Consider the following 21,205-nt stretch of genomic DNA (forward strand, 5'->3'; position numbering starts at 1 on the left):
AACCGATCAACCTTACTGGGTAGATCTGATCAACCCGGTGACCACCCTGTCTGGCGGGACGGGAGACCGTATGCGGCGTGGAGAACCCCGATTTGGCTCGACCGTCGCGGCGCCGCTGCTTTCTCGCTGACGTCCTCTGATCGTTCCGCTAGGCTCAGATGGTGTATTGGGCTCTCGCACTCGTAACGCTCGCTTGCAATCCCGGGGATCGGTTGATTGATCTCAGCGGCAAGATACCTCGTGCTATCAAGACGATCGATTTGCTGATTTCGGTCGAACCGTTCTACACCCGGCTTTACGTCTACCAGCCCGGGTTTCCCGACAGCACCCAGAGCTGCTGCCGCAACCTGCGCAGCTCCATCCTCAAGCTCCCCGTCATCGATGGACGGTTCTGCGTCAGGCAGAGCCAGCCTCAGATGAAATGCAAGTTGCAGTTCATCGGTCGGCCCGATGACGCAGTCTAGGCCTGCCGGGCCTGGTTATTCCGCTGCCGCAACGTTTGGCACCGGCGCTCGCGACCGGCGCAGGCGGTCGATTAGGAGGTAGATCACTGGCGTCGTGTAGAGCGTCAGGACCTGCGACACGAGCAGGCCACCGATGATGGTGATGCCGAGCGGGCGTCGTAGCTCCGTGCCCGGCCCGGTCGCGACGACCAGCGGAATGCCGGCGAACAGCGCCGCCATGGTCGTCATCAGGATCGGGCGGAAGCGCGCCTGGCAGGCCTCGAAGATCGCTTCGGCAGACGACAGCCCACGCTGGCGTTCGGCATCGAGCGCGAAGTCGACCATCATGATGCCGTTCTTCTTGACGATGCCGATCAACAGGATGATGCCGACGAAGGCGATCACCGTCAGCGGTGTATTGGTGATCTGGAGCGCGAGCAGCGCGCCAAGGCCGGCCGAGGGCAGCGTCGAGATGATCGTGAGTGGATGGGCCAAGCTCTCGTAGAGCACGCCGAGCACGATATACATCGCCACCAGCGCCCCGAGGATGAGCAGCGGCTGCCGGCCGCTGGTCTTGGCGAAATCGCCGGCATTGCCGTCAAAGCTGCCGCGGATGCCTTCGGGCATGTGCAGTTCGTCGACCGTGCGCTGGATGTTTTGCGTGGCGGTCTGAAGCTGGACGTCGGGCAACAGATTGAACGACACGGTGGTCGAGGGAAACGACTGCGAGTGATAGACCGCGAGCGCGGCGAGCCCTCGGCTCGCGTGCACCACGGCCGACAGCGGCACCTGCGTATCGTTCGCCCCGCGGACAAAGACGCGATCGAGGTTGGACGGATCGACCTGGAATTTCGGATCGATCTCCAGCACGATCATGTACTGGTTGCGCTGAGTGTAGATGATCGAGATCTGGCGCTGCGAAAACGCGTTGTTCAACGCGTTGTCGATGTCCTGGACACGGACACCGAGGATCGAGGCCTTCTGGCGGTCGATGGAGAGCGTAAGCTGCAACCCGTTCGGGTCGCGGTCGCTGGAGACGTCGGTGATGCCGTCGACGCTTTCCATGCGCTTGGCTACGATCGGCGCCCAGTTCTGCAACAGGCCGAGATCGGTGCTGGTGAGCGTATATTGGTAGTTGGAGTCGCTTTGCCGTCCACCGGCGCGGACGTCCTGGGCGGCAAACATGAACAGGCGAATACCTGCGACCGGATAGAGCGCGCGGCGCAACCGGTCGATCACGATTTCGGTCGAGACGTATCCGCGCTGGTCCGGCGGTTTCAGGTTGATGAACATGGTGCCGCGGTTGGCGCCTTGTCCTCCGGGACCTCCGCCGCTTCCGACGACCGAGCCGAGGCCGGCCACCGCCGGATCGGCGAGAACGATGTCGGCGAGCTGTTGCTGCAGGCCCAGCATCGATTGGAAGGAGGTGTCGGCGGAGGCGCGCGTCGCCCCGATGACGAAGCCGGAATCATCCGTCGGGAAATAGCCCTTGGGGACGTTGATGTAGAGCGTGACTGTGAGGGCGATGGTCGCGAAGAACACCAGCAGCGTCAGCAGCGGGAATTCCAGCGCAGCGCGCAGGCTGGAGGTATAGAACGCGACGATCCGCGACAGCGCGCCTTCGACCAGGCGATCGAACAGCGTCGCGGAGCCCGACGTGGTCTGCCGGATGTAGTGGGCGCAGATCATCGGTGTGACCGTCAGCGACACCAGCGTCGAGACCACGATTGCGAAGGTCAGCGTCAGCGAGAACTCGCGCAGCAAGCGGCCGACAATGCCGTCCATGAAGATCAGCGGCGTGAAGGCGGCGATCAGCGACAGGCTGATCGAGACCACGGTAAATCCGATCTGCCGGGCGCCCTCCTGCGCCGCCTGGAATGGCGGCATGCCGCGCTCGAGATTGCGGTACATGTTCTCGATCATGACGATGGCATCGTCGACCACGAATCCGACCGAGATGGCGAGCGCCATCAGCGACAGATTGTCGATCGAGAAGCCTGCGACCCACATACCGGCGCAGGTTCCGGCGAGCGCCAGCGGCACCGAGATGCCGGCGGCGATCGTCGGCGTGAGCCGGCGGAGGAAGACGAACACGACGATCATGACGAGGAACGCCGTTGCCAGCAGCGTCCACTGCATGTCGGTCACGCTGGCGCGGATCGTGCCGGTGCGGTCGACCAGCGTGGAGATGTCGACCCCGGCGGGGATCCACTGCTTCAGTGCGGGGATTAGCACTTTCACGCCGTCGACCGTGTCGATGACGTTGGCATCGCCTTGTTTTCTGATCTCGATCAGCACTGCGGGCTGCTTGTTGAACCAGGCGACCGAACGTACGTTCTTCACGGAATCTTCGATGTCGGCGACGTCGGAGAGCCGCACGAAATTGCCGTTGGAGCTCTTGACGAGAATGTCGCGGAACTCCTTCGCCGAGCGCATCTGCCGGTTGAGCGACAAAGTCTCGCTCTGCCGCTCGCCGTTGAAGATGCCGACGGGACCGAGCGGATTGGCGTTGATGATCGCGGTCCGCACGTCCTCGGTCGAGATACCCGCATTCGACAGCGCGACCGGGTTGAGCTGAATCCGCACCGCCGGCTGATCGGCGCCCGAGACCGTGACATTGCCGACCCCCGGCACCTGCGCGATGCGTTGCAGCAGCACGGTGTCGGCGACGTCGTAGAGCGCGGCGGTCGAGAGCGTCCTCGATGTGAGGGCGAGTACGTAAACGGGGGCGCCGGACGTATTGGCCTTTCCGAAGCGCGGCAGCGAGGGCAGGTCGCCCGGCAGGTCGGGCAGCGCGGCGTTGATGGCGGCCTGGACGTCCCTGGCGGCGCGATCGAGGCTGCGACTGATGTCGAATTGCAGCAGGACGCTGCTCAGGCCGAGTGTGCTGGTCGAGGTGATCTGGTTGACACCGGCGATTTCGCCGAGTCGGCGCTCGAGCGGCGCAGCCACGGTGCTGGCCATGATCGAGGGATCTGCGCCCGGGCGAAACGCGTAGACGAAGATCGTCGGGAAGTCGACGTTCGGAACGGAGGCGACCGGCAAGAACCGGTATGAGACGATGCCGAGGAGCAGCAGCCCGATCGAGAGCAGCGTCGTGCCGACCGGCCTGCGGATGAAGGGCTGTGAGATCGACGGCATGGTCTTTCAGCTTGTCGCGTCACAGCCGAAAATCAACCAGCCGGGATCAGCCGCAGCCCTTGGAACAGAGGCTCCAGAATCAAACCAGGGACAGCTGGCGCTTCCTGCGCTGGATCAAATAGCCGACACCAAGGAAGCCGAGGATCATCATGGCCCAGGTGGACGGCTCGGGAATCGACGCGGTCAGCTGGATGATGCCCGCGCCGTTGCCGCCATTGGGCGCAGCTGGCGAAGCCGTCCCGAAATAGTACTCGATATACCGGGCATCGACGAAGCCGTTGACGGTCGCCGTGAACAGGCTGGGCGACGAATTAAATAGGGGAGTCGTCGATCCCAGGGCCGTGAAATTCGTGCCGTCGTTGGACGTCAGGATTTCAAAGAAACCGGGAGCGCGGTCGGCACCATACAGGATCGAGAACGAATTCAGAGCGGTGGGGGTGTGGAGATCGACCAGAAGAGACTGGCTGTTGTCGCCATTGGCGAAAACCCAGCGCGAGTCGGTATTGAAATAGGCCTGCTGGTACGGAGGGCCTTCGATCAGATTGTGCGCCGCCGCGTTTGCGTCGAACCCGGGATAAAGCGAAGACCCCGTTACCGTTGCTCCGGATCCCGGAAGGACATTGGACGCCTGCGCAGCAGAAACCATGCATGCAAGACCAAGGGCAAAAATAATGCGATTAAACATTTCCGCCTCTCAATTAATCAAAAACAAAGTTAATCCATTTCCGGTCGCCCTGTCAAAGCCCCAACGGCCGCACATTGGGAACGTGGACCCCCCGGACATAGACGCTGTGCCGGAAATAATCGCCGAGCGCGTGGGGGATGGCCTGGTGCTTGCCGCCGCTGGCGAGGTTGCGCAGGCCGAACAAGGCAAGCCCGGCCAGGGCGCCGGCATCGGCCAGGGCCGCGTAGAGCGCGCCGTGGTTCTTCAGGAAATAGCGCCGCCGGGCCTCGAGCATGTAGGCCGGCAGGCGCCGCGGAATGCGGTTCACGCCGGTCGATTGCCCGACCAGGTGGACGACGCGGCTGGCAGGCACATACCAGGTGGGCCAGCCCTTCTTGCACGCGTTGAAGCAGAAGTCGATGTCGTCGAAATAGGTGAAGTAGCCCTCATCCAGTAGGCCGATGTCGGCGAATACCTCTCGCCGCACGATCATGCTCGCGCCGGCGACCCAATCGGTCGCGGTCGGCTCGTCCACCACGGGCGGCGCGACGACAAAGCGGCTCAAGAGCCGGCTGACGAGGCCGAGCCGCACCGCGCCCTCGAATTCGCTCAAGGCCGACTGGAAGCGGAAGGCCGAGCGCTGCGGCGTGCCGTCGGGATCTTCCAGGCGGCTGCCCGCGATGCCGACATTCGGGTTCTGCGCCATGAAGTCGACCAGCGCCTTGATCGCGCCGGGCCGGACGACGGTATCGGGGTTGAGCAGCAGCACATAATCCGGTGGTTCGGCCGTGGCCAGCGCCGGCCGGATCAGCACGTTGTTACCGCCGCAAAACCCGAGATTGGTCTCGCTCGCCAGCAGCGAGCACCATGCGCCCCAGCCGTTCGCCTCGATCGCCTGGCCGATGCGCAGCGCCGAGCCGTCGCCGCTCCCGTTCTCGCAGACCGCCACGCGCGTGCCGGGCACGCCCGCGATCTCGTCCTGAAGGGACCGCAGGCAGTCGATGGTCAGCTCGGCGACGCGGTAGTTAACGATGACGATCAATAAGCGCATGAACGAGGTGCTTTTTCGAAAAGTCCAATCGGGGGCGTTGCAGGCGGAGGCGCCTGCCCGGAAAACCCGGCATCCCCGTTTCAGGACTATCTCATGCCGGCATTTGCAGCAATGGCGGGCGGAATGCCTCCTAGGAGATCGCGCTGCCTCTTATCGCGGCGACCGCGAAGAGGCCGGTTAACTACCAATTGCTTGGTCGAGCAATTAAACGATCTGCCACGTCCCAACCATTGCACCAACAATGAAGTATGTGCGAAAGACTCGGCGCGTTGCGCCTTCTTACGGGCGTCGGGTGAAAAGGTTACGAAGACCCCGTGATCGATCTGTTCTTGCGGGCGTTGTCTCCTACAAACGATTGCGAATGATTACTTTGTTGAACCGCTTGCGGCAGGGAAAGTCAGAATCTGATCGTGCATCCCTCCGTTCACGAGCCTTCCGGGCCGGAAGTTGGACGCTTGTTGTACATTTCCTAAGCTTGGCACTGCGATTTGTCGGGACGATCATATTAACGAGGATATTTGCGCCGGAGGCTTTTGGCGTCCTCGCGGTGGTCACATCGGTGCAGCTAGTGATTGTATTGCTGACCGATATCGGTCTGCGGCAAGCAGTTATTCAAAGTCCCAACGGAGCAGTACCGAGTTTCCTACATACCGCTTTCACATTGCAAATTGCACGAGGCATTTTTATTTGGGCGCTCTCAGGCGTCTTCGCTGCGGGATTATCTCTGGCGCAAACTCATAATTGGGTGCCTTCGGGTTCGGCTTATACCGATCCCGATCTGCCATGGTATATTTTTGTAGCATCGTTCTTGTCGGTGATCTGGGGTTTCCAGTCCATGAAGGCTGTGTCAGCTTCACGCAACCTGAATGTCAAACCTGTCTACCTAACGGAACTTTTTGCTCAGTTCGTTAGTCAGGCATTTGTAATATTGTTCGGATGGCTGACGCACTCACTGTGGTCTTACATTGCTGGCCAGCTCATTTCAGGACTGGTCATTGCAAGCTTGAGCTATTTCGTTTTTGCGGGACATCGAGATAGGATTGGCTGGAATCGTGAGGCCGCTAGAGAGCTCCTTCGGTTTGGCAGATGGACCTTTCTATCTTCAACATTGAGTGCTTTGGCGCTCAATGGAGATCGGCTCTTGCTCGGTGCCTGGTTAAATCCCCAGTCGCTCGGATTCTATTCCGTTGCCTACAATCTGGCGTCCGTTCCGGATGGCGTGGTGGGGAAGATATTTGGGGCTGTTTCCTTCCCTGTCTTGAGCGAAGCCGCACGTAATCAGCCTGAGCGTGTAGCCGAAATTCTGCGCAGAATGCGATGGATTACCGATGGTTCACTATTGGCAATTTCCGGGTTTCTCTTCGCGGCCTCTCCATCAATCGTTCACCTGCTGTATGATGCGCGGTACGCTCCAGCAGGCTGGATGCTCCAATACTTGTCGTTGGGGCTCATTTTTTCTCGCTACACGATTTCGCAACAAGCTTATCTCGCTCTTGGGCGGCCAGAGTATCTGACGGCACTCAGTGTCGCCAAACTCATTTCTCTTTTTTCGTCTATCAGCCTGTTCAACTTTCTTTTTGGTATCCAAGGCGCTGTTCTCGGAGTTGCCGTGCACATGCTACCCAGCTGTCTCTTGATGTTTTACTTCAACGGCAGACATAACCTCAACAGTGCTCGGTTAGAATTTGTTGTGTTGAGCGCCTGGCTCGTGGGTTGGTTGATCGGAGAGGGTGTCTCCTTCGTTTTTTGATAGCCCACGAGGCGCTTCTGCTCACCGAAGATAGACGGAAATGGATATGAACACTCCGGCGGGCGCCGAGGCCGCACGAAAAATTCGGGTTCTGGTGATTGCAGAAGCTGCAAATCCGGAATGGACGAGCGTGCCGCTGGTTGGGTGGAGCTTATACAACGCGCTGGCAAAAATCGCAGATGTGCATCTCGTGACGCAGGTCCGAAACGCACCTGCTTTGCTAAGGAAGGGATTGGTCGAAGGGCGCGATTTCACCGCTCTCGACAACGAGACGTTTGCAGCGCCTCTCTATTCATTTGCTGGTCGCCTGTTGGGTAGGGAATCCTGGACCGCGCTGACGGCCTTTTCCTCGGTTGCTTACTATTCATTCGAATGGAAGCTCTGGCAAACTTTCGGAAAGCGCTTGGCGGCTCGCGAGTTTGATGTAGTGCATCGAATTACACCGCTCAGCCCTACCGCTCAGAGTTTGATTGCCGGAAAGCTCGGAAAGCTCGGCATTCCCTTCGTGCTAGGTCCGCTGAACGGAGGCATTCCGTGGCCCAAGCAATTCCGGCAGCGACAGTATGCGGAGAAAGAATACCTTTCACACGTCAGGTCGCTCTATCGCCTAATGCCTTTCTACCGATCAACGCTCAAGCACAGCGCCGCCATTATTTCAGGGTCGACGTTCACGCAACGTCAACTCCCTGCTTGGACGCGCTCGAAATCTATATTCATTCCAGAGAATGGGGTCGACCTAGGCGTTCTTGGTGCTGAACGGTCGTCACGTGCTACCCTGCCGCTACATGGTGCATTTGTAGGGCGCCTAGTGCCCTACAAGGGGGCAGACTTGTTGTTGGAAGCTGCGAGGCCGTTTCTTGATAGCGGAAATCTCAAGCTCCATATCATGGGAGATGGACCGCAAAGGCCTTCGTTGCTGGCCAAAGTGAATGCATGGGGCGTTGATCACTCCGTTCAGTTCCACGGTTGGGTTCCACATGCTGAAGTCGGAAAAAAGCTTCGGGAATGCGATTTCTTAGCTCTGCCGAGTGTCCGCGAATTTGGAGGGGGAGTGGTCGTCGAGGCCATGGCACTTGGAGTCACTCCTATCGTCGCCGACTACGGAGGGCCTGCTGATCTCGTTGATGATAGTGACGGCGTTCGCGTAGCCTTCAGCGATGAGGCGAGCCTGGTGGCGGGCTTTCGAGCCACAATCGCTGAAATGTTAAACTTGCCCGACCAACTGGATGTTCTGGGAAAAGCGGCTCGCGCGAAAGTAGGACAATCTCTTACGTGGGATGCGAAAGCCGCCCAGATACTGCGGATATATCGGGCCGTGCTGAACGACGTAGCCGACCTGAGTCGCTTTGGTCTTGATGCAGTTGGAGGCGGATCACCTGACCAGCGAATTCAGAAAGCCGGACCTTAAAGATCTGTCTTGCCCGTCTTTCGAGGTGCCGCGTGTTTATTCAGCGCTGCCCCATCAATCGGCGCTTGAGCTGTACCAGTCTATCGAAACGCCGAAGCCCGGCGCGCAGCGGACGAAGAAAATGGCGCTCCTTTTGCGGAGGCGTAATATCCGAGGTCGAAGATCTTTGATACCCGAGCGACGGAAAATAGGCATATGTCTTCAACTCGGGATGAAGGCGGCGGATTGTCGAGTATGCTCCATCGACATGCATTGGGCCGCCACGTGGGTCACCTGGCTCACGAGAAAGCATTGCGCGTAATTCGTCAGCGATCAGTCCAACCGCTCTGGAATTGATCGCGAGGAAGTGTGCGCAAAGAACGGCGGTGTCCGGCGCCAGCGCTTGAACGCCTGAGCCAGCACCATCGAGATAATGAGCCGGATAGAAGATCGACCAATCCGAAGGCAAGTCTCGCATAGCGCGATCCCAGTTCTCGGGGAAATCATCTGCGAAATTTAGGTCGTCCTCAAGGATAAGGACCGCTTGCTCCTTAGCCTCCTCTATTACGCGGAGGTGGCTGTTGAAGCAGCCCCTCGCACCGATGGATACGAAACCTCCGTTGTCTTCGGGCCGTATGGCAGGAAAAAATTGAACATCAGTCCAGCCAACGCGGCCGAGTTGCCTCTCCGTCTCATCTCGCCGGTCTCGCCGCGATTCCAAGTTTATCACGAATTTCTTCATATTGAAAAACGCCTTATCGGGGAGCTTCAACTGGCTGAGTTCGGTGTATATGGTGATTATATCGTTTTTCTATCTGAAACCAGCGCATCTATCTCTCGTCACTTGCTTCATCCTGGAAGGTAAGCAACTCAGGGCTGTCTATGGGGAGTTTAACCGCAACCACTGCATTGGCAATTTGGCCGGTAGTCGCAATCTGGCTCATCGTAACTCGTCCCCTGATTCAAGCCACTCTGTGGATAGTCGTAGGGGCACAGTTGCTCCTCCCGATCAGCGACGGAATCAAGTTGCCGATTATTCCCGCTCTGGACAAGACAACCCTTCCGGGCCTTTGCATTTTTTTGGCTTATCTCTTCCTTCAGCGCCCCATCTGGCGACCGCGCATTGGTTTGGTTGAGATATTGCTTGGCCTGTATCTGCTTGGACCGATTGTGACGTCCTTGCTCAACAACGATCCGGTGGTTGCTGGGGACCGGATTATTCCGGGCGTGGGATTGTATGACGCCGGGTCGGCCGTTGCGTTTACGTTGTTCACTCTGATGCCCTTCTTTGTAGGGAGGGGCTTGCTCAATACCGAAAGTGCTCATAAGCAGACTCTTCATGTGCTGGCCGTAGCCGGCGCGATATATTCCATTCCGTTGTTGTTTGAGATTCGATTCAGTCCACAGTTGCATGCCTGGGTCTATGGCTATTATCCATCCGACTTCATTCAGCAGATGCGCGATGGCGGTTTCCGTCCCATGGTTTTCATGGGACACGGTCTCATCGCGGCAACGTTTCTATTTTTGACGATCGGCGCGGCTACCGCGCTTTGGCGGGCAAAGATTCGGCTCGGGCCGCTGTCGTCAGGAGCGGTGTCCGTCTATTTGGGCTTGGTTTTGATTTTGTGTAAAAGTCTTGGCGCGACTATATTTATGGTGCTTTTCGCGCCGCTTATAGGATTTGCGAGGCCGCGCCTAAATGCGCTAGTCGCCGTTTGTGTGGTGATAATCGCGTTGAGCTATCCGCTTTTACGATTTTCGGGAATGATACCAACTGGACAAATTCTGGAGTTGGCCAAAGAGATCAATCCACAACGATCGGCTTCGCTCCGCGTACGCTTCGACAATGAAGAAGCTCTTCTTAACCGCGCATTGGAGCGGCCAATATTCGGTTGGGGACGTTACGGAAGGAGCAGAATATACGCCGAGTGGGGGCAGGATGTCAGCATTACTGATGGCCTGTGGGTTATTACCATCGGGCAATTCGGAATAGTTGGATTTGTTGCGGAGTTTGGGCTGTTAGCGCTGGCGGTTATTCGTGGCGCCGCTGCGTACAGACATATCCCTGGATACCGCGATAAGATATTCCTAACGTCGCTCGCGCTTCTTGTCGCTGCAAACATCATTGATTTGATTCCAAATTCGAGTCTGCTCCCAATGACATGGCTGTTCGCTGGTTCTCTTCTTGGGAGGGCTGAGCGATTGGGAGTGCGAGGAAAATCCGAGAAGAGCAGCAACCAGAGTAGGTCCGTCAAACTCGGCCAGACGCCGTTAGGGAGACCATTAACCAAAGTTGTATGAATGAAACGATTTTGGAGACGTTACAACTGGGAAACCTAGAAAAGGGTCATCTTAGATATTTTCATCTAGGAGAAAGATCAGGAGCTAATCGGATAGGAGCACATTGTGAGCATTTCGCGTCGACACTTCCTGACGGCTGCCTCGGCAGCTGCCGTAGTGGTAGGTTGTCCGCAGTTGTTGGATGCGGCCCCCGCGCCTTTAGCTGCTGGGAGTTCGGCGTCAACTACGACCACGACGGGCACCAAAGTCAGACCAACGGTGATCGGAACATCTCTTGAACGTGGCATGTTCAAGAACCTGGCACGCTCTTTGTTAAGTGTTCAATCAGCATCAGGCTATGCCTATCCGGCCATTCTCGACGCTAATGGCTATCCGACGTCCTCTCCGCAGAATACTATTTTTGGCGTTATCCAGTTACCCTCCAATTTGACTACATCGACCCAGCTAGTTTTGAAATGGTCCGGAACGGCAACTATCCAGCTGGCACGTGGAGCGCCCGGGTTCACGGTTGCTTCGGGATCCAGCCTTTTGGCCGGCTCCGCGGACTACAATCTCAGTGTAACAGGTACCAACGCGCGGGTTGTTTTCACCTTTCGCACTTCGGTCCCCGCGTCTGTGACGCTCAATTTTCCAGCCGGAGCGAAATTTTCGGGTCTCTCCAACCTGGTGCTGTGCCGATTGTCCGACGAGGCCGCGATCGACCAGGCAACAACGCCTGAGGAAATGTTCGACGATGGCTATGTGAGTGTCTATAAGACGCTAAATCCCGGCATCTTTAGGCCGATGGGCTGGGTCAATCCGAACTCCGGAAACGTCTCGCAGGCTCGATATATTGCTCCTTGGCAGACAGCTATCAATCTCATTGATCAGCGGTGGGTGCCCACTGCCTGGGCCGGGGTGACCTCCGGGACGGATGCCTATGTTTGCGTGGCACAGAAGGACGCAGGCCGGACTTATGTAGATGGCGAACTCATTCAGCTGCAGTTCGCTAACGCAAATACATCAAGCTCGGTGAGTATCAACTCAGGCGGACGAGGGGCTGTGCCTGTTTTGACTGGATCCGGGCAGGTGCCCGGCGTTGGAGCTATTAAAGCTGGCAGCCTCGCGTCCTTAACCTACGATGCCGTCTTGGGCGCGTTTCTGTGGCAGAAGAACGGCCAGACCGCGTGCCTTCCCTACGAGCTGCAGATCGCGTTCGCAAATCGCATCAATTCGGATTATTGGTGCGTATTGCCATCGTACATCGACGACATTTCCGTCACCTCAATTGCTCAGCTCGTCAGGAGCAAATTGAGTAGCGGATTGAATGCGTACTTCGAGTACGGAAACGAGGTCTGGAATTGGGGATTCCCTGTTACACCCTGGGCTGATGCCAAGGGACTTGCATTGGGCTTCCCCGCTGACAATGCTCGTCGGTCGTTCGGCTGGTTCGCTCTTCGCTTTCGTCAAGTCATGGGGTTGGTGACGGCGGCCTGGAGTCCGCGAACTTCCGCGCAGCTGAAGCGCGTGATGGCATTTCAAGCTTTCGGTCCGACTGCTGCTACGAGCACGTACAAGCTTCTTGGGGCGGATTTGAATGGTTCCTATGCTGGATACGCGGCTAGAAAATATCCGAACTATAATGTGTCTTCAAATCGACCAGTCGACTATTGCGATGTTCTTTCGTACGCCACCTATTATTCTGGCGCGCAATGTACGAACTTTGACGCCAACTACGTAAACAACGGAGCCGCCGCAATCTCCGGCCTATTGGCTGCCGCTGACGACTATGTATCAGCTGTACCGACCAAAATGACCGCCGCATTGGCTTTTCTCGACGCCGATATTCGAGCGGGTAAACTCGCAACTGGTAAGGCAGGAGGGCAAACCCTGCTGGCTTTGAATAGCGGTGCGAATGGCGTGGGCATTTACCCAGCTTGGGAGGCTGTGGCCAAGACGTTCAACAAACCCGTAGTTTGTTATGAGGGCGGTCACGAGAGTTGGTACCCGTCCGCCGCGGCTTGCACAAAAATCGGGATAGCGACCTCGTACGGGGATGCGACTGGAAAAATCGCGACCCTGATTGATGGTTACAAGAAATCGGCTCTTTTTGCTGCGCTCGTGACAGACCAGATGTCTCAGTTCTTGGCTCAGCCGCACTCGAAGGCTACGGCTTGGCTCTTGATACCTGGACTTAATCAGTGGTCGCTGAGTTCAGGAGATAGCTATGCGCTAAAATACCAATCTTGGAACAGTGTTTGCACGTTGAATTTGTGATCGAGGAATTAGGGCGGGCGTACCAACAGCAGCTTGCTTTGCGCAGGAAGCAAGCTGCTGCACAGTTTCGCTTGCCCTTCTATCGATGTCTCTGCGGGGCACCCCGACAGATTATCAGTTTCCGCGCTTAGGGCACGAACGCCGTTTCTATGCCCCGCTTGAATTTGTCGTTCCGATCATACATGTGGACTACGGGGGCAACAGTCCCGTCGAGTGCACGACAAATCGATTGTTCTACCAATGTAAACTTGTCGATGATGTCGTCGTCGCAAAGGGTTATGATTGGTCCTGTAACATTTGGAAGGACGTTGTAGGGCGTATCGAAGGCTCGCTCGAAAAGCATGTGGTTGAATACCGCTTGTTCAATGCGATGAAACGGTCGCTTGCCGAACTCAATTCTTAGTTCTCGCACGATGCCAAGGACAGCGGCATGGGGACCCATCATCGTACCGATGCAGAGGGGAGAGCGGCCCAGGATCTTTTGCAGTGCTTCTTCGCCAAAGGCGTCGCGATACCATTTTGTATCCCAGTACGTTTTACCGTACTGGAGGCCCTGGTCGCAGAGGCAGACCTCATTTGTGGAGGATGCATCGAAGAAGGGCGCCTGGAAAACGACATCCTTGACGTCGGCAAGCATCACATTCTCGTACTGCTGATTGAGTTCGAGAAAGCGCTCGTATGCGAACCATCGAACGAAGTGCGGATGATGCCATGTTTCAATGAGAACGCGATAAGCGTCGGCAATTTCCGGGGCTTGGCGTCGAAGCAGGGGCTCGATCGCACGCAGCGTCAGCAGTGTAGCCCGGTTCAGCGATTTCGACAGTTTTCCAGTAAGCTTGCTGTAATTGTTCGGCGTTGGAACGAACCTGACGCCAAGCCGGCCCAGATCAACGAAATACGGTTCGAAAGTGTTAGTTATGATGACAATGTCGCATTCATCCGGTCGATATACTTTACGCAACGACCGTGCAAAGATTTGAAGCGAGTTCTCTGCTGCGTTGGTGCTAAATCCCATCACCAAGTTTGTCATGTCATACCTTTTTGATGCCCTTCATGTCCTCGATCTTGGCGACGAAGGTCGATCTCGATTTCTCAATATTCTCCAGCGGGTTTAAGCGAAACGTCGTCTGCAATCACTCGTTTGAGTGTCGACAAGAAGCCGTTCCGACCATCGTAAAGAATCTCTTGGACACTGCCGCAGGCCAGAACCAGCCGCCTGTAGCGCTGCTGATCATTCGCCAGTTCGATGACGGTCTCTACAAACTTGTCGACATCGTTTGCCTCTACGGCTATCGCCGCAGCCCCTATGATTTCGAGTGCCGGTATCACCGAGCTGATCAATACAGGCCTGCCGGCAAGCACCGCTTCCAACGCCGTCTTTGCGATGCCTTCCGCGAAGTCGCTTCTGGTGGGCACGATTGACAAATGGCTGTCGCCCTGAAGGCGGCGAAGGTCCGTTGGGGCGGTCCAGCCGTGGATGGTCACGACGTCCGCCAATCGCAGCTCTTGATGGCTTTGCTTCAACCCCTCGAGGTCGGTGCCGTTGCCGCAGATGTCCCACCGGATCAGGCCGGGATGCGCATCCTCGATCCGGCGCGCCATCTCCAGAATATCGAAGACGCCTTTGTTGCGTTCGACGCGGCCCGCAAAGATGATCTTGAAGGGGCGATCCGCAGGGCTCGGGGCGGGCGGAATGCCTGCAAAGTTCTGCCGGCGAAACTGCGGATACATCACATGCAGGGCACTCGTCCGGCCTTTCGCCAGCTCGGACACCTGCCGCGTGCATTCGGGCGATATGCCGATCACCCCGTTGTCCGCGGAGCGGAAGAACAATCCGTCGAGCTTCATGACAATGCGTTGCCCCAGCCGCGTCGGCGGATGTCCCTTCGGCCAGAGCGTGTTGTGGAGCACGGTGACCACGCGGATGCCGAACAAGCGGAACAGCGCGAGGACGAAATAGTGGGTGGTTCCCGAGGATATGACGGCAACGTCCGCCTTGAAGCGCACCGCGGTGACGAGCAGGCTCAGTCCGTACATGATCTCGGAGAGATGAAAGAGCGCTCCGCCACCCAGCACCCGTTTCGGGCGGTGCTCCAGCGTGAATTGGCCGTCACGCAGCACGTCCCGTCGTTCGTTGTAAGAGATCATATAGGCGGTCGCATCCAGGTCGCGGCAGGCGTCCGCGAACTGTCCGGAATAGGTGAGCGACATCTGGGTCGGATCGTCGGCACCTTGGCGCCAGTGCTTGTGCGCCGCGATGATGTCGCCGGGGCCGGCAGCATAGAAGATTTTGAGAGTCATGGGATTTTTGGAAATGTGAGAAATATCGCCGTCCGCCCGGTTCTACTGTGCATGGGGTTGTTTTTCACTTTCATGATCAGGGGCCCCACAAGACCCCTCCGCCTCACTTGTATTCAATGATCTGGCTCCGCCCCTTGAACAGCCGGTCGGCCGCGAAGCGGAGCTGGCCGGTGCCTTCGGCGAACCGGCCGAGCAGCTCCAGGGCGGCAAAGCCGATCCGGTCGCGCAGGTCCCCCTTCTGCCGCGGGATCCGGCGCACGAGCTGGAGGGGGTAGAGCAGCAGCAAGGCGAGGCCGGGTGCGCCGAATGCGATCACGGCCAGGGCACAGGCTAGCGGCAGCCATATGCCCCAGAGCCAGGCTCTTCGGCTCTCCCACACCCAGAGCTGCTCGGGCGGGGCGCCGTGCTCGGACCGGCCGAGCGCAAAGGCGTAGCCGCTGCGCACGTTGCGGCGCCACCATTGGCCAAACCGCGTCATCGCCGCGTCATGCCGCGTCATCTCGGCCTCGATCCGCCAGATCGTCCAGTCGGCCGCGCGTAGGCGGACACACAGCTCCGGCTCCTCGCCGGCAATGAAGTCGTCGCGATAGCCGCCGACCTGGTCCAGCGCCGCAACCCGCATCATGACGTCGCCGCCACAGGCCCGCGCCTTGCCGACCGGTACGTCCCACTCGGCATCGCAGATCCGGTTGTAGATCGACCGCTCCGGATGTCGCTCGCGGCGCCGGCCGAACACCGCAGCCGCGTCCGTCTGCCGCTGGAGAAAGGCGGTTGCCGCCCCGAGCCAGCCCTCGGCGAGCTCGCAATCGCCGTCGACGAATTGCACGAATTGCACATCGGGGAATAGTTGCATCAGCCGCCGAAACCCGGCGTTGCGGGCACGTGCGGCCGTGAAGCCAGCGGTGGTGTCGAGTTCGACGACGTCGAAACCCTCGCCCCGCGCCCAGACGAGCGACCCGTCGCTCGAGCCGGAATCGACATAGACGACCGCCGCGGTCTGACGGGCAGAGGAAAGGCAGCGCTTCAGGCGGTCGCCCTCGTTGCGGCCGATCGCCACCACGCCGCAGGCATGCAAGACGGGTCCTTCGCTCCCGGTCACAGAGCGACGCCCCTCAGCGCTTCCGGCCGGCGGGGCTTGATGATGGCGGGCACGCCGATGGCGATCGAGTTCGCCGGCACGTCCGACAGCACCACCGCGTTCGCCCCGACCACGACGTTGTCGCCAACCTTGATCGGACCCAGCAATTTGGCCCCGGCGCCGATGTCGACGTTGTCGCCGATCTCGGGTGCGCACGGCTCGTCGACCCGGCGCAATCCGACCACCACTCCGTTCCGGATCCTGCAATTGTCTCCAAAGCGGGCATAACCGCTGACGATAATGCCGCCGAAATGGTCGATCACGAAGTTGCGCCCGACGATGGCCTCGCACGGGAGCTCGATCCCGGTCAGGATCTGAACGAGCTTGTAGAGGAACTTGTAGACAAGCGAGAACGGCTTTCGCAGCGGCGCCGACCGGATGCCATAGCGCCAGCGCCCGAACCGATAGACCAGCATCACCCAGAAGCCCTGGGCCCCCCAGTCGCGGCCATGCGCCGCGTAATCGGCCCTGACGTTTTCGAACATGATTTAAGCCAGCCAGAAATAAATGGCCGAGACCACGCGTCCGGCCCATGCCAGCTTTGCAGCCTATCGCGCCGGGCTGCTTACGCGCAAGATTAACCCGCGGGACGAACCGCCAAGGGCTGCCCGACGCTCTGGCATGGTAAATCTGCCCCGGTTAACCTACTTAGATACCGTATTAATCGCCGCCATTAAATCGGCTTTCGGACGTCGCCTGACGTATGTTATTCAGGTGCGCACTTTAAAAAATACGGGATTTAAGGCGACTCGCTCGCCCGATCACAATAATTCGCGAGATCCGATTTTGAGCACGACCCAGACTGCCGTTCTCGGCCAGCCAGCCCCTCCTGTTGCGCGCCCGGCGCCCCTAACCGTCGATATGGGTGATAATGCCGAGATCACGCGAGATCTGTACGGACTGCTCGGGCTTCCCGTCGATGCCGTCGATTTCCGCACGCTAATCCAAGCCATGGATGCCGCCGCAGCGAAGCGCGAGCCGTTCCTCATCTCGACGCCAAACGTCAACTTCCTCATTAAAAGTCATCAGGATGTGGCATTCCGCGATAGCATGCTGCTGAGCGACGTCTGTCTGGCAGACGGTATGCCCCTGATCTGGCTTGCGAAGCTTCTCCGAGTTCCGATCCAGGAAAGGGTGGCAGGCTCCGATCTGTTCGGCCGGTTGAAGTCCAGGACCGACAACCGGTTGCGCGTATTTCTATTCGGCGGGACGGGGGACCTCGCCGAGCAGGTCGGTACTAAACTGAATGCAGAAAAATGCGGACTTGAATGCGTCGGCGTACTGAACCCTGGCTTCGGCTCCGTCGAGGAGCTCAGTTCGCCCGAAATCATCGCGCGGATCAATGCCAGTGGGGCGGATCTTCTGGCCGTCTTCCTAAATGCCGAAAAGGCGCAATCCTGGCTTTTGCGCAACCATCATCGCCTGACGATTCCGATCCGCGCCCAGTTCGGCGCGACCATCAATTTCGAAGCAGGCACAATTCGACGAGCGCCGCCGCTGATGCGGAGCACGGGGTTCGAGTGGCTTTGGAGAATCAAGGAGGAGCCTCATCTGTGGCGGCGCTACTGGGCTGACGGCAAAGCGCTGTTCCAGGTCCTCTGCACCTGTGTCCTGCCGCTTGCGATCGCTGCCAGGATAACCCGGCAACCGGTTGAATTTGCGATCCGCTCCAGCCAACATGACGAGGGTATGACGATCAGCCTCATAGGCGCGGCTACGGCCGATAAAGCCAATTCGTTGCTCCCCTTCGTGACGCAGGCGGTGAGGGACCACAAATCGATCGAGATTAATCTTGCCGGTGTCGATTATATGGATGGTCGGTTTTTCGGTGTGTTAATCGGCGTGAAGAGGCGGCTTGCGCGACAAAGCCTGTCGTTGACCATCGTTGGTCTTTCTCCGCGTCTGCGGCGAATTTTCCGGCTGAACAGGTTTGAATTTCTCTTGTCCGATGGGTAATCCTGCGTCGGTGTAAAGACGGCCTCCGTGCGATTGCGAGCACGCAAGTTTGGATACCTAGAATGAAGACCAGGCTCGATTTTGAACCTCGCCTTGCCCGCCAGGTGGTCGCGAAGACGTTCGGCTTTGCCCTGACAGCCGCGTTGCTAGGCGGTTGCGGCTCGCCCGAGCAGCGTTCCCAACAATACTACGAAAGCGGAATGGCACTGATCGCCAAGAATGATGATCTCGGCGCGCGGCTCGAGCTTCTCAAGGCTGTCAAATACAAAAGCGACAAGGTCGAAGTTTGGAAAGCTTTGGCTGGTATTGATGAGCGCACCAAAGCCAATTCCCTGTTTCTCGACCTGCGACGAATCGTCGAGCTCGATCCGAAAGACATCGATGCGAGGGTGCAACTCGCCAGGATCATGGTCGCTGGCGGGGCGGCGGAACCGGCAATCAAGATTCTCGATGCCGCGAATGAAGGTGACAAGCCGAACGCCATGCTTCATGCCGTTCGAGCTCTGGCTCTCATCAGAACAAACGATCCAGCCGCTGCAGTTCGAGAGGCGCAGCGGGCCTACGAGATCGATCCCGCCAACATCGAAGCCGTGAACCTGCTGGTGTCGAAGAAGCTTGCTGACAGAGACATCGACGGCGCGCTGCGGATGCTGGATGCGCTGCCGACGCCGTCTCGTGCGACAGACCGTGCGAGCACCGCGCAATTGCGGATCGAAGTTCTCAGGCGAAAGGGTGACTTGGCTGCCGCGGAAGAATTGACCCGGCAATTGGTGACCGACTTTCCGCAGGAAGCCTCCTATCGTCTCGCGCTGATCCAGCTTCTCACGACTGAGCGCAAATACGACGAGGCGGAGCAGGAGTTGCGGACGCGAGCCGCCGCCAGTCCCGCCGACAGCAAAGTCGGCCTCGACGTCGTTCGGTTTCTCAATACCTTCAAGGGCCCGGAGGCCGCGCGCGCCGAACTCGACTCACGGATCAAGGCCGGCGGGGATACGTTCGACTACAAATTCGCGCTCGCAGAGCTAGATTTTGTGAGTAACCATCAGAGCGAAGCTATCTCGTCGCTCCAGAAGCTGGTCTCGGAGTCGGACAACGCCGATCGCAAGTTAAAGTCTCAGGTCAGGCTCGCCGAGATGCTGGTCGCCAAGGGCGACAAGGCGACGGCAGAGCCGCTGATCTCTGAAGTCTTAGCGAAGGACCGTAGAAACTCCGGGGGGCTTCGTCTTCGCGCAGCGCTCAGTCTGGATAAGGGACAGACGGATAGTGCGATCGCGGACCTACGCGAGGCGCTCAACGACCAACCAAAATCGCCGGAACTGTTGCTCGCGCTCGCGCTCGCATATGAGCAGGGTGGTAAGCCCGAACTCGCGGATCGCCAATACGCGGACGCTTTGAAGAACTCCAATCTCAATCCGGAGGTGGCGCTGAGGTACGTTGCGTTTCTACAGCGCAGCAACGATGCGGGGCGTGCCGATGACGTGCTGACGGAGGTTGCAGGTCGCAATCCTGGCAATTTGCAGGTTCTTTCGTCGCTCGCGCAGATCAAGCTCAGCCGTCAGAACTGGCCCGGAGCCCTTGCGGTTGCGGACACCATCGCGACCGTTAAGGACGGTCGCGTTGTTGCAGATCAGATCAAAGCCGCAGCCTATGCAGGCCAGCAGCGCTTTACGGAGAGCATCGTGGCGCTGGAAGATGCACACAAGGCACTCCCGGAAGCGATCCAGCCGTCCGTTGCGTTGGCGTCCGCCTACATTCGGGCCGAACGCAGCGACGACGCCGTGAGCCTTTTGCAGGATATGAACAAGCGCTATCCTGGCAATGCGGAACTCCTGGTCGTCCTCGGGCAGACGAAACTGGCGCAGAAGAAGGATGCTGAAGCGCTCGCCAACTTTGAGGAGGCGATCAAGCAGCAGCCAAAAGACCCGTCCGGATATGGCGCGCTCGCTGACTTCTACATTCGTGGCAAGAACTATGATGCTGCCGAGCGTGTCTTGCAGGGCGCCCTGAAAGAAAATCCGCAGAACGTGAATTTGAGGATGTCTTCGGCGAGCTTACAAATTCTGAGGAACAACAGCGCGGGGGCCATTGCTCAGTACGAGGCGATCCTGAAGGACCAGCCACGGGCTCAGTCCCTCGTCGCTATCAACAATCTGGCAAGTCTTCTGCTCGACACGCGCTCCGACAAGGAGAGCCTGGATCGCGCTGCGACACTGGCTGAGAGCCTAAAGGCTTCCAACGTACCACAATTCCAGGACACGGTGGGCTGGGCACGCTTCAAGCAGGGTGACACCAAATCTGCGATTGCGGTCCTGGAGACTGCCGCGGCCAAGTCGCCTAATTTTGCGGCCGTTCACTATCATCTTGGTCTTGCCTACGCCGCAGACGGTCAGGTGCAAAAGGCGAAAGAAGAGTTGGCGACAGCCGCGAAGGCCGAGCCCGAGGGCACCGAACTCAAAAAGAGCATTCAGGACGCGATCAAGCAATAGCCTTGCTCCAAAAGCATTATCCGCAATGTGCGAGGCAGCATTTCGCGAGGTCATGCCCAACTTAAAAGCGCAATGATGATCGATCATCATCGCGCTTTAAGAGGCTTCACCTAACCGAGCGCCTTTGTTCCCTGCCTGATTAGGACGTGTACTCATCAAGAAGAACGGTGAGACCATCGGGGGCTAGTCCGCTACGATCTCGACAGCGGCCAAATTCTGCGTCGCCGGGGACGCGATGGGCCAACATCTGACTCTGCGGCATACTGGACTGCCGTTTGCAACCGAAAAGACCGCCGGAGGCGGTCTCTGCATTCCTCGAAGCGAGTTGTGC

Annotated in this window: 14 protein-coding genes and 1 pseudogene; 7 read left to right on the forward strand and 8 right to left on the reverse strand. The window is 58.4% G+C overall.

All coding sequences use genetic code 11. The features are described 5' to 3' along the window. The first annotated feature begins 212 nt into the window (after positions 1-212). On the forward strand, positions 213-464 hold the full coding sequence (locus tag NLM32_RS13510; protein ID WP_254129460.1) for a hypothetical protein: 252 nt from the start codon (positions 213-215) through the stop codon (positions 462-464). 15 nt (positions 465-479) lie between these two features. On the opposite strand, the gene NLM32_RS13515 is transcribed toward NLM32_RS13510, so the two are convergent. From NLM32_RS13515 to NLM32_RS13525, 3 genes and pseudogenes are all read right to left on the reverse strand, one after another. Beyond that, positions 480-3,584: an efflux RND transporter permease subunit gene (locus tag NLM32_RS13515; protein ID WP_254129461.1), complete on the reverse strand. Its 3,105-nt coding sequence runs from the start codon at positions 3,582-3,584 to the stop codon at positions 480-482. Positions 3,585-3,663: 79 nt separating this feature from the next. Then, a pseudogene (locus NLM32_RS13520) lies at positions 3,664-4,077 on the reverse strand (PEPxxWA-CTERM sorting domain-containing protein); the annotation flags it as partial. 244 nt (positions 4,078-4,321) lie between these two features. Further along, a complete protein-coding gene (locus NLM32_RS13525) occupies positions 4,322-5,299 on the reverse strand; it encodes a glycosyltransferase family 2 protein (RefSeq protein WP_254129463.1) in 978 nt (325 codons plus the stop codon). A gap of 361 nt (positions 5,300-5,660) precedes the next feature. On the opposite strand from NLM32_RS13525, the gene NLM32_RS13530 reads away from it, so the two are divergent. Both NLM32_RS13530 and NLM32_RS13535 read left to right on the forward strand, forming a co-directional pair. Next, on the forward strand, positions 5,661-7,049 hold the full coding sequence (locus NLM32_RS13530) for an oligosaccharide flippase family protein (protein WP_254129464.1): 1,389 nt from the start codon (positions 5,661-5,663) through the stop codon (positions 7,047-7,049). Between the two features lie 46 nt (positions 7,050-7,095). Then, positions 7,096-8,457 carry a glycosyltransferase gene (locus tag NLM32_RS13535; protein WP_254129465.1) on the forward strand — a complete coding sequence of 454 codons (1,362 nt, stop codon included), beginning with the start codon at positions 7,096-7,098 and terminating at the stop codon, positions 8,455-8,457. A gap of 40 nt (positions 8,458-8,497) precedes the next feature. Here NLM32_RS13535 and NLM32_RS13540 read toward each other — a convergent pair whose 3' ends face one another. Then, the gene (locus tag NLM32_RS13540; protein WP_254129466.1) at positions 8,498-9,178 is read right to left on the reverse strand and encodes a glycosyltransferase family 25 protein; all 681 of its coding nucleotides are present in this window, start codon (positions 9,176-9,178) and stop codon (positions 8,498-8,500) included. A 254-nt stretch (positions 9,179-9,432) separates the two neighbouring features. Here NLM32_RS13540 and NLM32_RS13545 point away from each other — a divergent pair, with 254 nt between their 5' ends. Next, a complete protein-coding gene (locus NLM32_RS13545) occupies positions 9,433-10,737 on the forward strand; it encodes a hypothetical protein (RefSeq protein ID WP_254129467.1) in 1,305 nt (434 codons plus the stop codon). A gap of 285 nt (positions 10,738-11,022) precedes the next feature. After that, on the forward strand, positions 11,023-12,993 hold the full coding sequence (locus NLM32_RS13550) for a hypothetical protein (protein WP_254129468.1): 1,971 nt from the start codon (positions 11,023-11,025) through the stop codon (positions 12,991-12,993). A 127-nt stretch (positions 12,994-13,120) separates the two neighbouring features. On the opposite strand, the gene NLM32_RS13555 is transcribed toward NLM32_RS13550, so the two are convergent. From NLM32_RS13555 to NLM32_RS13570, 4 genes are all read right to left on the reverse strand, one after another. Next, positions 13,121-14,023: a hypothetical protein gene (locus tag NLM32_RS13555; RefSeq protein ID WP_254129469.1), complete on the reverse strand. Its 903-nt coding sequence runs from the start codon at positions 14,021-14,023 to the stop codon at positions 13,121-13,123. 62 nt (positions 14,024-14,085) lie between these two features. Then, positions 14,086-15,294 carry a glycosyltransferase family 4 protein gene (locus NLM32_RS13560; RefSeq protein WP_254129470.1) on the reverse strand — a complete coding sequence of 403 codons (1,209 nt, stop codon included), beginning with the start codon at positions 15,292-15,294 and terminating at the stop codon, positions 14,086-14,088. A gap of 103 nt (positions 15,295-15,397) precedes the next feature. Next, on the reverse strand, positions 15,398-16,393 hold the full coding sequence (locus tag NLM32_RS13565; RefSeq protein WP_254129471.1) for a glycosyltransferase family 2 protein: 996 nt from the start codon (positions 16,391-16,393) through the stop codon (positions 15,398-15,400). Continuing rightward, positions 16,390-16,917, reverse strand: a complete 528-nt coding sequence (locus NLM32_RS13570; protein WP_254129472.1) for a serine O-acetyltransferase — start codon at positions 16,915-16,917, stop codon at positions 16,390-16,392. The genes NLM32_RS13565 and NLM32_RS13570 overlap by 4 nt, the downstream gene beginning before the upstream one ends. A 22-nt stretch (positions 16,918-16,939) precedes the next feature. Between NLM32_RS13570 and NLM32_RS13575 the strand changes: the two genes are divergently transcribed. Further along, positions 16,940-18,388 (forward strand): WecB/TagA/CpsF family glycosyltransferase, encoded by a 1,449-nt coding sequence (locus NLM32_RS13575; protein ID WP_254129473.1) that lies wholly within the window; start codon positions 16,940-16,942, stop codon positions 18,386-18,388. A 62-nt stretch (positions 18,389-18,450) separates the two neighbouring features. Next, a complete protein-coding gene (locus tag NLM32_RS13580; RefSeq protein WP_254129474.1) occupies positions 18,451-20,874 on the forward strand; it encodes a tetratricopeptide repeat protein in 2,424 nt (807 codons plus the stop codon). Positions 20,875-21,205 lie beyond the last annotated feature (331 nt).

Source organism: Bradyrhizobium sp. CCGUVB14 (assembly GCF_024199935.1).
Taxonomy (GTDB): domain Bacteria; phylum Pseudomonadota; class Alphaproteobacteria; order Rhizobiales; family Xanthobacteraceae; genus Bradyrhizobium.